The following is a 13,691-nucleotide window of genomic DNA, read 5'->3' as shown; positions in this document are numbered from 1 at the left end:
ATCAAAGTGTGACGACCCGCATGGCTGTCAGCTTTGCATTACAGTTGCCAGTTTTTGACTATCAGATGGGGCAAGCGGGCCCGGGCTTTTTGCAGTCGCGTGGGCGTCGGATTGATCAACCACGCCTCTTCCCCCAACCCCAGCAGCGGCAGATCGTGCAGGCTGTCGCTAAGCGCCAGCTCGACATCGAGGGCGCAGATTTCAGGCAACAGCTTGTGCTGGCCGTGGCAATAGAAGCGCGGCATCAGACCGCCAAAACGGTAATGCATCTGCGAGCCAATGATCCGGTGGGGCAACTGGCCGGGCAGTTGCTGATGGAGCTGGGCACGCACCAGTGCGCAGGGACTGGCGGAGATCACCCAGCAGCGCGCCTCCTCCCTTTGCAGCAGATCGCGAGCCTGACGAAACAGTCCCGGCCTGATGTGGCAATAGGCGCGCACCAGCTTGCGCCAGCCCAAGGGAGAGAGCCCCAGGGTGATGGCCCACCAGATCAGGGAGATACCGCGCCGCCGCTGGCTGGGTAGCAGCTGACTTGGCAACAAATAGACCAAACCACCCAACGCAATCACCGGCAACAGCAGCAGCGGCCAGATCCGGCGGCGCAGGATATAGCGCAACAGACCGGCGTGGCTGTCGCCGGGGGCCAGGGTGTCGTCAAAGTCGGCCAGGATCCAGCGCGGAGTGCTCCCGTCAGAGGCATTGGATGCATCACGCGCTTTTGCTGAATGGATCATGGCGTCAGGCTCTCGGCGCATAAACATCAGGGCACAAGGGTGGCGATCGCGGCTGTCAGCTCAGGAGTGACAAACTCAGCCCCCTGTGTGGGCGGGCAGACAAAATCGAACGGCTCCCCCGCCAGCGAAAAACTCAGTCGCCAGGCGTGCAGATAGCCGCGATCGGCTGGCGTACCGCCATAGCGTTCATCCCCCTGAATAGGCGCGCCGATGCTTTTGAGGGCAACCCGGATCTGGTGGGTCTTGCCGGTCTGGGGCTTGATGCGATAGAGCCGCAGACCCTCGCGCACCGACACCGAATCGAACCAGCTGATGGCAGGATTATCCAGAGTGCGCACCAGCATCCAGCTGCCACCGCGCCCCTTTTGCATATCCCCTTTCACCCAGCCCTGCTTCTTCTTCGGTTTGCGATCGGAGAGCGCCAGATACTGCTTGCTCACCTCGCGGGCCGCAAAAGCCATGCTCAGCTCGCGGTTCGCCTCCGTGGTGCGGGCCAGCAGCACCAGCCCGGAGGTCATCTTGTCGAGCCGGTGCACCGGATAGAGAGTCAGCCCTGTATCGGCCTTCACGCGATTGACCAGCCCCGGATTGACCGTCTCCCCGTCGCCCTTCTCGTCATGCATGCCGATGCCGGGCTGCTTGTCGATAACCAGAAAAGCGGGATGCTCAAACAAAATCCGGTACATAAAACCTCGGGAACTGGGGGATAAGGCACGCAGCCAACGGCTGACCGCGCTCGGGAGTGCTGCATTCTCCCTGCTCGGCTGCCATTTGGCAAACCGGGCGGGCAGACGATGAAGATGAAAAATGGCCCCACCTGCAACAGGTGGGGCCATTTTCGGCAATCTTGGCAGCTCAACCCTTACACATTGCGCGGGCGCAGGTGGGCATGCCAGCGTGCTTCCCACTTCTTGAACAGCCAGACGATGACAAAGGTGAGCAGCATATAAAGCAGCCCGGCGGTCAAAAACGCCTCGAACGGACTGTAGTAGCGGGAGTTGATGATCCGCGCCGCGCCGGTCAAATCGACGATGGTGATGATGCCCGCCACCGCCGAGCCCTGCAGCATGAAGATCACCTCGTTACTGTAGGCAGGCAATGCCCGACGAAACGAGTTGGGCAAAATGATCCGGGTCAGGGTTTGCCAGCGGGTCATGCCAAAGGCGTTGGCCGCCTCAATCTGGCCACGCGGCATGTTGTGCACCGCCCCGCGCACGATCTCGGCGGTATAGGCGGCGGTATTGAGGGTGAAGGCCAGCAGGGCGCAGAACCAGGCCTCGGAGAAGAGCGACCAAGCGGCGCTGTTTTTCAGCCACTCCCACTGGGCGGCGCCGTAGTAGATGATAAAGAGCTGCACCAGCAGCGGGGTGCCACGAAAGAAGTAGATATAGGCCCAGATCGGCCCCTTGATCAGCCAGTTGCGGCTGTTGCGCAGGATGCCCATGGGCACCGCCAGCATCAGACCGAGGAGCAGAGAGAGGGCCACCAGCCAGACGGTGGTATAGAGCCCCTCCCAATAGGTCGGCCACTCTTTGAGAATGATTGAGAAATCCATGGCTTACCTCGTCTTTATCGCATAGTGGCGCTCGGCCCACTTGAGCGCCGAGGTGGAGACTGCGGTGAAGATCAGGAAGATCAGCGCCACCGCCATGTAGAAGGTGAAGGGTTGCTGGGTTGAACCCGCCGCCAGCGAGGCTTTGCGCACCATGTCATCAAGGCCGATGATGGAGACCAGCGCGGTGGTTTTCAGCAGCACCAACCAGTTGTTGCCAAAACCCGGCAGGGCGTGGCGCATCATCTGGGGGAAGAGGATCCGCACAAACACCTGGGTTGCCCGCATGCCAAAGGCGCGAGCGGCCTCCAGCTCGCCTTTGTCCACTGCCAGAATGGCGCCGCGAAAGGTCTCGGTCATGTAGGCGCCGAAGATAAAGCCGATGGTCGCGACACCGGCTACAAAGGGGCTGATATCGATATAGTCCGGGAGCAGGGAGACCCACTCCTGATTGGGATTACCTTCAAGTAAAAAGCTGTTATAAGCCTCGTTGACCCAACTGCAGATACCGTTGATCAGCACCTGGCCGCCAAAGAAGAGCAGCATCATCAGCACCAGATCGGGGATACCGCGAATGATGGTGGTGTAGCCGGTGGCGATGGCCCGGGCCCACTTGTAGGGAGAGAGTTTGGCCAGCGCCCCTAGCATCCCCAGCAGCAACGCCAGCAGCAGGGAGGCCAGCGCCACTTCCAGGGTGACCCAGGCGCCCTCCAGCAGCGAGGCTTCGTATCCTTTCAAATCAAACATGGGCAGCTCCATTGCAATTAATAGGGCCCATTGCTCCACACAGAGAACATGGGCCCCGGGACTACTGGCGAGGTGAGCCAATCGGCCTGTTACTTGTCGTTGAGCAAAACGTCACAAGTCCCCTCACCCTGCCCTCTCCCAAAGGGAGAGGGCACTGCCTTTACTCGCCGTAAACGTCTCTTTGTTTTACTCGCCGTATACGTCGAACTCGAAGTACTTGTCGTTGATCGCCTTGTACTTGCCGTTGGCACGCAGCGCCAGAATGGCGGCATTGAATTTCTCTTTCAGATCCTTGTCAGCCTTGCGCACCGCGATACCGGCACCCTCGCCAAACCACTTGGGATCGGTCAGTTTCGGACCAACGAACTCGTAGGCATCGCCCCCTTCCTTCTTCAGCAGACCGTCGGTGATGGCGGCAGAGTCGGCCATCACATAGTCGACACGACCGGATTTCAGATCGAGATAAGCTTCATCAGCGGTGCCGTAACGTTTGATGGTGGCGTTCGGGAAGTTGTCGGTGATGTAGGTATCCATGGAGGTCGCACGTTGCACCGCCACGGTTTTACCATCCATGAAAGCCTTGTCGAGCTTGACGTCAGTGCCCTTCTTGGCAGCGAAGCGGGCCGGAATGTGCTGGTACTTCTGGGTGAAGTCCACCTTATTCTTGCGCTCTTCGGTGATGTCCATGGTGGCGATGATGGCGTCAAACTTGCGCGACAGCAGCGCCGGAATGATGCCGTCCCAGTCCTGCTTGACCAGGGTGCACTTCACCTTCATCTCTTCGCATAGGGCGTTGGCGATGTCGATATCAAAACCTTTCACCTCGCCACTGGGCTCGGTCCATGAGAAGGGGGGATAGGCACCCTCAACCCCGATCCGTACCTCTTTCCACTCCTTGGCCATCAGGCTACCGGACGCGAGGGCAGTGACTACGGCAGTCGCCAGCATCAGCTTGTTCATGTATCTCTCCTTGATAAAACAGTTGATTGGGTAACTCGACATTCCGCCATCAGTAGATGGAGGAGATGAATTGCTTGAACCGCTCGGATTTGGGATGGGCGAAAATCTCCTTGGGGTTGCCCTCCTCTTCCACCCGCCCCTGATGCAGAAACATCACCTTGTTCGATACATCCCGGGCAAACGACATCTCGTGGGTCACCACCAGCATGGTGCGCCCCTCTTCGGCCAGCTCGCGCATCAGGCCGAGCACCTCCCCCACCAGCTCGGGATCCAGCGCCGAGGTGGGTTCGTCAAACAGCATCACCTCGGGCTCCACCGCCAGCGCACGGGCGATAGCGGCTCGCTGCTGCTGACCACCGGAAAGATGGCCGGGATAGTAGTCGCGCCGCTCCCACAGCCCGACCCGGTTGAGCAGATGCTCGGCTCTGGCGATCGCCTCGGCGCGGGGCACCTTGAGCACCTGGATCGGCACTTCGATGATGTTCTGCATGATGGTCATGTGTGACCAGAGGTTGAAACTTTGAAACACCATGGCCAGTCGGCTGCGGATCCGCTCCACCTGACGCATATCTTGTGGTTGCCGCTCACCGGCCCGGTTGGTTTTCATGGCAATCAGCTCGCCATGGAGCGAGACAGTGCCGGATGAGGGAGTTTCGAGCAAATTGATACAGCGAAGAAAGGTCGACTTCCCCGAGCCGGAGGAGCCGATAAGGGAGATGACATCCCCCTTGTGGGCGGTCATGTCGATGCCCTTGAGCACTTCGTGGGTGCCAAAATATTTGTGCAGATCACGTACTTCCAGTGCGGCAACGTCGCTCATCCATTACAACCTTGTCTGTCCCTAGACGCCGCAGGGGGCGTGACTCAACCATCGTCCATTTAACAAAAAGTTAACCGATGGCAACCTTCAGCGAAAATATCACCCGGATAGTGAAAAAACAATACAGAACGAGGGTCTTCAGGGGATTCGCTCTATTTTTATTCGCTCTTTGCGTATTTTTCAGCACTTTGTTTGCATAAACAGCCGTTTCAATGGCTATTCAGATACCGCCTTTTTATACCCCAATCATATCAGTGGCAAGAGAAAAGCGTAATGCGTGCCAAACCGGCTCCGAAATCGCTTTATGCACCCCCTTGCAGAGCGAAAGATCAGCCCCCCGATCGGATCAACTTGATTTCATTGGTTCACTCGGGCTCGCACAGAACCTTAACAAACAGCCGAGTTGTGGCGAAAAAGTAACAACACCCTCAAAAAAGGGCTGTTTTCGGCCATGAAAGCGAGAGATATGTGACACAGAGCCAATAAGTAATGATAAGGTGGTATTTTTATCAGTTTTTGTGATCGAGGCCTCGATGTTGCTCAATGTGTTGCTGATCCTGTTGCCACTGGCAATCGGCTATCTGGTTCCCCTCTCCACTGCCCGACTGATCAAGCTGGTCAACCAGAGTTTGGGCAAGATGGTCTACCTCATCCTGTTTCTGATGGGGCTGGGGCTTGCCTATGTGGAGAACCTGGGCAGCAATCTGGCGGTGATCTTCAAGGTCGCCGGGGTGATGCTGGCGGCGATCACGGTCTGTAACCTGCTGGCCCTCTGGTGGCTCGACAAGCGCACGCCGCCGACCCACGAGGCAAACGATGCCAGGATGCCGAGCAAGCTGCACCTGTTGTGGGAGTCACTGCAGCTCTGCTTTGTGGTGCTCGGCGGCGTGCTGCTCGGGCTGCTGGTGGATCTGCGCGCCCTGCCCATCGACAAGTGGAGCGAGTGGGCCCTGATGCTGCTGCTGTTTCTCATCGGGGTGCAGATGCGCAACTCCGGCATGCGACTGCGGCAGATCCTGCTCAATCCCTGGGGGATGAAGATCGCCTTCACCGTCATCATCAGCAGCTGGCTTGGCAGCCTGCTGGCCGCCCAGCTATTGGGCATGCCCCTGAGCCACGGGTTGGCCCTCAGCTCCAGTTTCGGCTGGTATTCGCTCTCCGGCATTCTGGTGGCCGACAAACTGGGGCCCGTGCTGGGCTCAGCCGCCTTTATCAACGATCTTGGGCGCGAGCTTATCGCCATCCTGATCATTCCGGTGCTGATGCGTCGCCACCCCTCGGCCGCCATCGGTTATGGCGGCGCCACGGCGCTGGACTTCACCCTGCCGGTCATCCAGAAATCGGGGGGCATTCAGGTAGTGCCGGTGGCCATCGTCTCCGGCTTTATCCTGAGCCTGCTCGGCCCCATCCTGATCCTCGGGTTTCTGGCGATCTAACTGCATTTGCCCGCAGCCAGCACGAAAAAGCCCGACACGACTGTCGGGCTTGTGTTATCTGGGTATACCGCACGCTTGCTTTATCTATGACTTATTCGCGCCACTGGCCGCCACTCATCACTCGCTCGATAGCAAACGTCCGGTCGTGCACCAGCAGCAGATCCGCATCCTGCCCGACCCCGATACGCCCCTTGCTGCCGAGCCCCAGCGCCTGCGCCGGATTGCTCGTTACCACGGTCAGTGCCGTCTCCAGCGAGACACCGAGCCGGGTCGCGCGCACACACTGCTGCCACAGGCTGGCAATCTGGCCGCAGCGCATCTCGATTAGCCGCCCTTCGCCATCAAAGCGCGGCAGGCTGGCGTTGGCATCCGAGCTGAAGGTGATGCGCGCGGCAGGCACACCGGCGGCCAACAGCTCGAGGAGCGCATCGGCGGCAAGCCGCTCGCCATCCTCCAGCAGATCGGGAAAGCTCGAGGTGGTGAGATCTACCCAGCCTCCCGCCCTGCCCCACTCGATGGCCTCGGCGAAGAGCCAGGGGTTGCGGTTGCAGTGGGTAGGATAGAGCTGGCGCAGCGGAATGTCGGTCTCATCGCGCAGGGCCCGCAGGGGCGCCAATGCCCCCTTGCCATCCCCGACATGGAAGAAGCTGACCCCGCTCTTGCCCGCAAGCAGCCCGGCCACCCGCGCCTCGCTGGCAAGCCTGGCCAGCTCGTCGTGGGTCGGCGCACTGGATCTGTGGTCACAGATGGCCACCTCCCCTACCCCCAATACCTCGGGGATCAGGATGATGTCCGACTCCACCGTGCCGGTCAGGGTCTTGACCGGCAGATGGTAGGAGCCGGTATACATAAAGGCGCTCACCCCGGCGGCGCGAAACTCGCGCACCTTGCCGAGCACCTGCGCAGGAGTGCGGGTCAGGCTGTCGGTGCCAAGCGCCGCCACCAGGGTGGTGACACCGGCCATAAGCGCCTCGCTCGCCGCCAGCTCCGGGGTGCGAAAGGCAAAGCCCCCCTCACCGCCACCGCCAGTAATATGGGCCAGCGGATCCACCAGCCCGGGTACCAGATAGCGACCACGACCATCGACCCGATGCAGCGGCCAGTTTGTGGGCACCGTCAACCCCTTGCCCATCCAGGCGATACGGCCATCGGCCACCAGCAGATCCTGCTGGCCAAGGTGGGTAGGGCTGAAGATCTCGGCCCCCTCGATCAGGGTCAACATGGCGATCCTCCTTGCACGATTGTCGCTTGCCCAATGAAAAGAGAGGGAGCAAGCTCCCTCCCCCCGTCAACCACCATATATATCGTACTTGAAGTACTTCTGGTTGATCTGCTGATAGGTGCCGTTGGCACGCAGGGCCTTGATCGCCTCGTCCAGCTTGCCCTTGAGCTCCTTATCGCTCTTGCGCACGGCGATCCCCATCCCATCACCAAACCACTGGCGATCGGTCAGGGCGGGCCCCACATAGTCGAACTTGTCGCCCCCCTCTTTGCCAAGGAGCCCCTGCTCAATGGCAGAGGCATCGGCCAGCAGGGCCAGCACCCGACCCGCCTTCAGATCGAGATAGGCCTCATCGGCATTGCCGTAGCGGACGATGGTGACATTCGAGCCAAAATTGTCGGTCAGGTACTTGTCGTGGGTGGTGGCCCGCTGCACCCCGATGCGCTTGCCCGCCATGCCTTCCGGGGTCAGCGTCAGCTCGGTCCCCTTGGCCGCCACAAAGCGATTGGGTATATGGGCATATTTCTCGGTGAAATCGACCTTCTGGCGCCGCTCGTCGGTGATCGACATGGCGGCGATGATGGCATCGTATTTGCGCGACAGCAGGGCCGGGATCATGCCGTCCCAATCCTGCGCCACCAGCTCGCACTTGACCGCCATCTGCTGACACAGGGCGTTGGCGAGATCGATATCAAACCCCTTGATCTCGCCCGACGCATCGGTCCAGGAGAAGGGCGGGTAGGCCCCCTCCACCCCGAAGCGCACGGTTTTCCACTCCTTGGCCATGGCGGGGGTGGCCAGCAGGCTGGCAACAAACAGGGCTGAGAGGGTCAGTCTGATCTTCATCATGAGTACTCCATTACATAAAAAGCGCACAAGCGCGGACAAGGCACCGCAGGCGAATGCATGCGATGACCAAAAGCGGCAAAATCTGGATGAGCGAGATCACGCCCGAGCGGGCGTCAGTGAACTGCTCCAGGGGTTCGATCTATTCGTCGAACCACTCGGAGAGATAGAAAGGCTTGAAGTAGAAGGCCAGAAAAAAGCCTCTGGCTTTGCGCATCATGGTGGTTTGTCGCGTCCTGTGACAAAGATGGCAATCACCTTAGCACGCCCCAAATTTGCCCGGCAAGAGGCAGCCGCCGGGCATTAGCAAAATCCCGATCATGGTCAAGGCGGGCAGGATCCGTTAGGCTCGAAGCATCTTGCCATCCCATAACAGACCCACAGCGACCGATGAATTTTCTGGCCCATCTCCATCTGGCTGCCCACACCCGAAGCTCCCTCACCGGCAATCTGCTCGGCGATTTCGTCAAAGGCACACTGCCCACGGGGCTTGCCGCCCACTTCGATGAGGGGATCTGGCTACACCGCAAAATTGACGCTTTCACCGACAGCCACCCCGAGCACAAGGCGGCCGTCGCCTGTTTCGAGGCCCCCTGGCGTCGCTTTGGCGGCATTGTGGTGGACATGCTCTACGACCACTGGCTGAGCCAGCACTGGGGGCGGTTCAGTACCGAGCCCCTGCCCCGCTTCTTGCAACGCAGTTATGACCAGCTATTGGCGGATCACCCGCATCTGCCGGGCGGACTGCCACTCCCCCTCAAACGGATGGCCGAGCAGAACTGGATCGCCTCCTACCGCCACAGGGAGGGGCTGGGGCAAGCCCTTAACGGCATCGGCCGCCGACTGCGCCGCCCGGTACAACTGGGAGAGGCGCTGCTGACCCTCGATGAGGCGCAGTGGCAAAAATGTGAAGCGGGGTTTTTGCGTTTCTATCCCCAGCTGATGGATTTTAGCCAGCAGCAGCTGGCCCAATATCGGGCAGCGCAAGGGGCACAGTGATCCCCCTGGATAGGCCTGTTTCCCCACAAAAAAACGCCCCTTGCGGGGCGTTTGTCATCAGTTGGCTTCATCTTTCTTCTTGCGAATGCTTAAGCCAAGCTCCCGACCACGCAGACGGGCGTAGTAGATGGTACCGACAAAGGCGAGGGTGGTGAACAGCAACTCCACCACCGCCAGCCACCGCTCCCCCTCATCCGTGGTGATCAGGGTGAGGGCGTGCAGGAAATAGGGCATCAACACGAAGTTGCCCCAGGCGTGGGTGTAAGGGTTACCCTGCACTATCCCCTTGAGCGGGAAGAGCAGCGGCACCGTCCAGATCACCGGCAGCAGCCAGGGGTTGAGGTCCGGATGGGGTGACAGCCACAGATGCCAGAGAATGACCCAGCCCAGCAGGCCGAAGAAGCCGACCAGGGTCAGCCAACGTGCGAAGCGGGTGCTCACTTGAGGATCTCCAGTACCTGCTCCGGCGGGCGACCAATGCGAGCCTGAGCATTTTTGATGACGATAGGACGCTCGATCAGCTTGGGATGCTGATGCATGGCACGAATGAGTGCATCACCGCTGACATCGGCCAATCCCAGCTCTTTGTAGAGCTCCTCCTTGGTGCGCATCAGCTGGCGCGGATCGCTAAAACCGAGCAGAGAGAGCAGGTTGCGGATCTCATCTTCGCTCGGGGCCTGCTCCAGATAGAGCACCACATCAGGGGCGATCCCGTGCTGTTCCAGCAGGGCCAGGGTTTCGCGACTCTTGGAGCAGCGCGGATTGTGGTAGATTTGGGTCTCGCTCATGGTAACTCCCTGATTAATCGCAAGATGGGACTAGAAACGGCGCTATTGTAGGGGAAAGTGATGGTCAGGGTAAGCGGCAGTGGAAAGGAATTGAAACGAATTTGTTGGCTGATTGTGGCTGGCCTGCTGGGCGCCTGCACACCCGCCCCCGAATTTACCGATGCCAAAGGGCAGCCGGTCAGCTTGCGCCACTTTGTCGGCAAGCCGCTCCTGGTCAACTACTTCGCCCCCTGGTGCGCCCCCTGTCTGCGGGAGATGCCGCGCCTCAACGCGCTGGCGGCAGAAGGCCAGATCACCGTGGTGGCCATCAACTACGACCCGACCACGCCAGCAGAGCTGGACAAACTGGCAGCGCAGTACCACATCAAGGTGCCGCTGCTGATTGCCAATGCGGAGGCCAGCTTCCCCTTCCCGCGCCCGGGCGCCCTGCCCACCAGCTATCTGCTCGACAGTGAAGGCAAACTCAAGCAGACGCTGATCGGTGAACTGGACCCGTCGAACATCGAGATGCTCAAGGCGACCGCCAGCAGTATGAGTCACTAGCCCGTCGCTCTATCAACCTCACACACATCAACGCCACCGCCATAAACAACAAGGGCGCACCGTGGTGCGCCCTTGTTGTATTGGAAAATGCCTGCTGTCGTTAGCCCTTGAGGCTGTCGAGATCCTTCTTGGCCCGCTCCAGCTCGGTGATGCGCGCCTCCAGACGAGCCAGGGTCATCCGATCGCTGGTGGTACCGCGTGCCACGATCAGCTCGTCGATGGCCGCCTGATAATCCCCGCGCAGGGCGAGCATCTCGGCCCGCGCCATATGCAGCTCGGTCATTCTGCCCGCCTTGCGATAGGCATCGGCCAGCAGGTTCCAGGCCAGATTGTTCTCTTCATGCTCGCGGGCATAGGGGTCGAGAATGGCGATGGACTTCTTGTAGTTGCCGCTCTCGAGGTAGGCGTTGCCGAGGTTGACCACCACCACTTCGTTGTCCGGCATCCGGCTGCGGAACTTCTCGAGCCGGGCGATGGCCTGCGCACTGCGTCCCTTGGCCAGATCGATGTCGGTCTGGGCATCGACGATAAAGAGATCTTCCGGATGACGGGACGCCAGCTCCTGCATCAGGGTGTCAGCCTCGTCGGTGCGCTTGAGCTGGATCAGCGCCAGCGCCTTGCCATAGATGGCGGCATCCTTGAGCGGGTAATCCCCCTTCTGGATCCGGGTATCGAAGTAGCTCAGCAACCCCTGCGGGGTATCGGTGCCAAAACGCACCTGAATACGCACCTTGGCCAGCCAGAAGTCGAGGCTGGGCGGCAAGTCGCGGCGGCCATAGTTGCCCGCGCGGGCGCGGGCCTCGCTGATGCGGGTCTCCGGCAGCGGGTGAGTGAGCAGCATTTCCGGCGGCTTGCTGGCGTAACGGTATTCGGCAGCCAGTTTCTGGAAGAAGTTGGCCATCCCCATGGGGTCGAAACCGGCATCGTAGAGCGTCTTCATGCCGATGCGATCCGCTTCATATTCGTTGTCGCGGGTGTAGTTGATGGCGGACTGCATGGAGAGGCCCAGCGTAGTCTGCAGCGCAGCGATACCGGCGGTCGGGTTGATCACCGCCAGCGCGATGGAGCCCACCAGACCGGCCAGGGTCACCGCCGAGCTGCTCGCCTGCGCCTCCATATAACGGGCGATATGGCGCTGGGTCACGTGAGTGATTTCGTGAGCCAGTACCGAGGCCAACTCGCTCTCGCTGTCGGCGTAGAGGAACAGGCCGGTGTGCACCTTGACCCGCCCGCCGAGGAAGGCGGCCGCGTTGATGGTGGGATCATTGATCAGGAAGAAGGTAAACGGGAAACGCACCCCATCGGCGTTGGTCAGCAGTCGCTGACCCAGATCGTCGATGTACTGGCTCAGCACCGGATCATCGATGATCGGCAGGCCCGCGCGGGCAAAGCGCATAAAGGCGTTGCCGTAACGCACCTCCTGCTCGATAGGCAGGGCCGCCACCCCGGCCGTGCCGATGTCGGGAAGCTGATTATTGGCCTCGGCATGAAACGTGGCGCCCATCAGGGAAGCCAGCAGGGGAAGCGATGCCATCAGGGGGGAAAAGCGTGCCACGTTATCTCTATCTCCATCAGAAAGGGCCTCGGCAGAATACCCTTGCCCATCAAGGGCTACAAGCGTTGTTTCACGCTCTTATCACGGCCATAATAGCGGCCACCTGCCTGATGGAGTCCCCATGGAAGTTCTCGACCTGACCCCCTGGCGTTGCCCCGAGCCGCTGATCCGGCTCAAGCTCTGGTTGCGGGAGGCCAAAAGCGGTCAAACCGTCACCATCCGGCTGGCCGATGCGGGTTCCCGGCAGGATATTCCGGCCTATCTGCACCGTCAGGGCCACCATGTCGAGATGCAGCAACAACCGGACAATACCCTCTCTTTGCAGTTGGTTGTCGGGGCGAAACAGCCATCTTGAGCCCCAGTGATGTAAGGATGCAGTCATGTTAGAAGTATTGAAGCGCTGGTATCAGACCCGTTTTTCCGATCCCGATGCCGTTACCCTTTTCCTGTTGCTGGTGTTCTGCTTCACCATCATCTGGCTGTTTGGCGATCTGCTGGCCCCGCTGTTGGTGGCGCTGGTAATGGCCTATTTGCTGGAGTGGCCGGTCGCCCGGCTGCAAAAAGCGGGGCTGTCGCGCACCCTGGCCACCAGCGTCATTCTGATCCTCTTTATTGCAGTGGCGGTGGCCTCCTTGCTGGGTCTTATCCCGACGCTGGTGAGTCAGGGGATCAATCTGGCCAAAGAGGCGCCCGCCATGCTGACTCACGCTCAGGATTATGTGCGCACCCTGCCGGACAAATACCCCGAGCTGATTGATGTCAGTCTGGTGGAGACGGTCATCGACAATATTCGCCAGCGCATCCTCAGTGGCGGCGAGCATCTGGTGAGCGCCTCCCTCAGCTCGCTGGTGAACGTAGTTGCCATCATGATCTACCTCATTCTGGTGCCGTTGATGGTCTTCTTTATGCTCAAGGACAAACGGGTACTGATGGGCAGCCTGCGCCGTTTCCTGCCGCGCAACCGCACCCTGGTCAACCGGGTGTGGGTCGAGATGAACAACCAGATCATCAACTACATCCGCGGCAAGGTGATCGAGATCCTCATTGTCGGTATCGCCACCTATGTCCCCTTCGCCCTGATGGGGCTGCGTTACTCGGTGCTGCTGGCGGTGGCGGTCGGCTTCTCGGTGCTGATCCCCTATATCGGCGCCGCCGTGGTGACGGTTCCGGTGGCCATGGTGGCGCTGTTCCAGTGGGGGCTCACCCCGGAGTTTGCCTGGCTGATGGTGGCCTATCTGGTCATTCAGGCCCTCGATGGCAACCTGCTGGTGCCGGTGCTCTTCTCGGAAGCGGTCAACCTTCATCCGGTGGCTATCATCATCGCCGTGCTGGTGTTTGGCGGCTTGTGGGGATTCTGGGGGGTCTTCTTCGCCATTCCCCTCGCCACCCTGGTCAAGGCGGTGATCAACGCCTGGCCCAAACGGGAAGATAATGCCCATGCCGTCAAATAACCGGCCACTGCGGCCACGCCTTCAGCCACTGACCCCCA

At 60.2% G+C, this 13,691-nt stretch carries 17 protein-coding genes; 6 read left to right on the top strand and 11 right to left on the bottom strand.

Annotated elements, in window-relative coordinates; all coding sequences use genetic code 11:
• Positions 1-38: 38 nt before the first annotated feature.
• From PG888_RS04605 to PG888_RS04580, 6 genes are all read right to left on the bottom strand, one after another.
• Entirely contained in the window at positions 39-734 is a 696-nt protein-coding gene (locus PG888_RS04605) for an HAD family hydrolase (RefSeq protein ID WP_182939427.1), read from the bottom strand.
• A gap of 26 nt (positions 735-760) precedes the next feature.
• Positions 761-1,420, bottom strand: a complete 660-nt coding sequence (locus PG888_RS04600; RefSeq protein ID WP_182939426.1) for a TIGR01621 family pseudouridine synthase — start codon at positions 1,418-1,420, stop codon at positions 761-763.
• A gap of 176 nt (positions 1,421-1,596) precedes the next feature.
• A complete protein-coding gene (locus PG888_RS04595; RefSeq protein WP_058053806.1) occupies positions 1,597-2,289 on the bottom strand; it encodes an ABC transporter permease in 693 nt (230 codons plus the stop codon).
• Positions 2,290-2,292: 3 nt separating this feature from the next.
• Positions 2,293-3,033, bottom strand: a complete 741-nt coding sequence (locus tag PG888_RS04590) for an ABC transporter permease (RefSeq protein WP_058053807.1) — start codon at positions 3,031-3,033, stop codon at positions 2,293-2,295.
• A gap of 186 nt (positions 3,034-3,219) precedes the next feature.
• Positions 3,220-3,993 (bottom strand): ABC transporter substrate-binding protein, encoded by a 774-nt coding sequence (locus tag PG888_RS04585; RefSeq protein WP_182939425.1) that lies wholly within the window; start codon positions 3,991-3,993, stop codon positions 3,220-3,222.
• 49 nt (positions 3,994-4,042) lie between these two features.
• Entirely contained in the window at positions 4,043-4,813 is a 771-nt protein-coding gene (locus PG888_RS04580; protein ID WP_033138423.1) for an ABC transporter ATP-binding protein, read from the bottom strand.
• A gap of 533 nt (positions 4,814-5,346) precedes the next feature.
• Between PG888_RS04580 and PG888_RS04575 the strand changes: the two genes are divergently transcribed.
• Positions 5,347-6,249, top strand: coding sequence for a lysine exporter LysO family protein (locus PG888_RS04575; RefSeq protein WP_182939424.1), 903 nt, complete (start codon positions 5,347-5,349; stop codon positions 6,247-6,249).
• A 91-nt stretch (positions 6,250-6,340) separates the two neighbouring features.
• Here the strand turns inward: PG888_RS04575 and iadA are convergent, their stop codons facing one another.
• Complete coding sequence (gene iadA, locus PG888_RS04570; protein ID WP_182939423.1) at positions 6,341-7,471, bottom strand: beta-aspartyl-peptidase; 1,131 nt, start codon at positions 7,469-7,471, stop codon at positions 6,341-6,343.
• A gap of 66 nt (positions 7,472-7,537) precedes the next feature.
• The gene (locus PG888_RS04565) at positions 7,538-8,320 is read right to left on the bottom strand and encodes an ABC transporter substrate-binding protein (RefSeq protein ID WP_019445361.1); all 783 of its coding nucleotides are present in this window, start codon (positions 8,318-8,320) and stop codon (positions 7,538-7,540) included.
• Here PG888_RS04565 and PG888_RS04560 point away from each other — a divergent pair.
• Both PG888_RS04560 and PG888_RS04555 read left to right on the top strand, forming a co-directional pair.
• On the top strand, positions 8,319-8,624 hold the full coding sequence (locus PG888_RS04560) for a hypothetical protein (protein WP_182939422.1): 306 nt from the start codon (positions 8,319-8,321) through the stop codon (positions 8,622-8,624). The genes PG888_RS04565 and PG888_RS04560 overlap by 2 nt on opposite strands.
• A gap of 83 nt (positions 8,625-8,707) precedes the next feature.
• Complete coding sequence (locus PG888_RS04555) at positions 8,708-9,316, top strand: acyl carrier protein phosphodiesterase (RefSeq protein WP_270692851.1); 609 nt, start codon at positions 8,708-8,710, stop codon at positions 9,314-9,316.
• Between the two features lie 57 nt (positions 9,317-9,373).
• Here the strand turns inward: PG888_RS04555 and PG888_RS04550 are convergent, their stop codons facing one another.
• Positions 9,374-9,757 carry a DUF2069 domain-containing protein gene (locus PG888_RS04550; RefSeq protein ID WP_107684428.1) on the bottom strand — a complete coding sequence of 128 codons (384 nt, stop codon included), beginning with the start codon at positions 9,755-9,757 and terminating at the stop codon, positions 9,374-9,376.
• Positions 9,754-10,104: an arsenate reductase (glutaredoxin) gene (gene arsC / locus PG888_RS04545; RefSeq protein ID WP_182939421.1), complete on the bottom strand. Its 351-nt coding sequence runs from the start codon at positions 10,102-10,104 to the stop codon at positions 9,754-9,756. Before arsC ends, PG888_RS04550 begins: the two co-directional genes overlap by 4 nt.
• Before the next feature lie 60 nt (positions 10,105-10,164).
• Here arsC and PG888_RS04540 point away from each other — a divergent pair, with 60 nt between their 5' ends.
• Positions 10,165-10,647, top strand: a complete 483-nt coding sequence (locus PG888_RS04540; RefSeq protein ID WP_182939420.1) for a TlpA family protein disulfide reductase — start codon at positions 10,165-10,167, stop codon at positions 10,645-10,647.
• 100 nt (positions 10,648-10,747) lie between these two features.
• On the opposite strand, the gene PG888_RS04535 is transcribed toward PG888_RS04540, so the two are convergent.
• Positions 10,748-12,202 carry a beta-barrel assembly-enhancing protease gene (locus PG888_RS04535; RefSeq protein ID WP_420000833.1) on the bottom strand — a complete coding sequence of 485 codons (1,455 nt, stop codon included), beginning with the start codon at positions 12,200-12,202 and terminating at the stop codon, positions 10,748-10,750.
• Between the two features lie 121 nt (positions 12,203-12,323).
• Between PG888_RS04535 and PG888_RS04530 the strand changes: the two genes are divergently transcribed.
• Positions 12,324-12,557 carry a sulfurtransferase TusA family protein gene (locus PG888_RS04530; protein WP_042059295.1) on the top strand — a complete coding sequence of 78 codons (234 nt, stop codon included), beginning with the start codon at positions 12,324-12,326 and terminating at the stop codon, positions 12,555-12,557.
• A 25-nt stretch (positions 12,558-12,582) separates the two neighbouring features.
• Positions 12,583-13,653 carry an AI-2E family transporter gene (locus PG888_RS04525; RefSeq protein WP_042059293.1) on the top strand — a complete coding sequence of 357 codons (1,071 nt, stop codon included), beginning with the start codon at positions 12,583-12,585 and terminating at the stop codon, positions 13,651-13,653.
• The last annotated feature ends 38 nt before the right edge of the window (positions 13,654-13,691 follow it).

It is taken from the genome of Aeromonas sp. QDB23 (assembly GCF_027707745.1).
GTDB classification, from domain to species: domain Bacteria; phylum Pseudomonadota; class Gammaproteobacteria; order Enterobacterales; family Aeromonadaceae; genus Aeromonas; species Aeromonas allosaccharophila.
The sequence above is the reverse complement of the archived record's forward strand: the minus strand, read 5'-3'. Positions and strand labels throughout refer to the sequence as shown.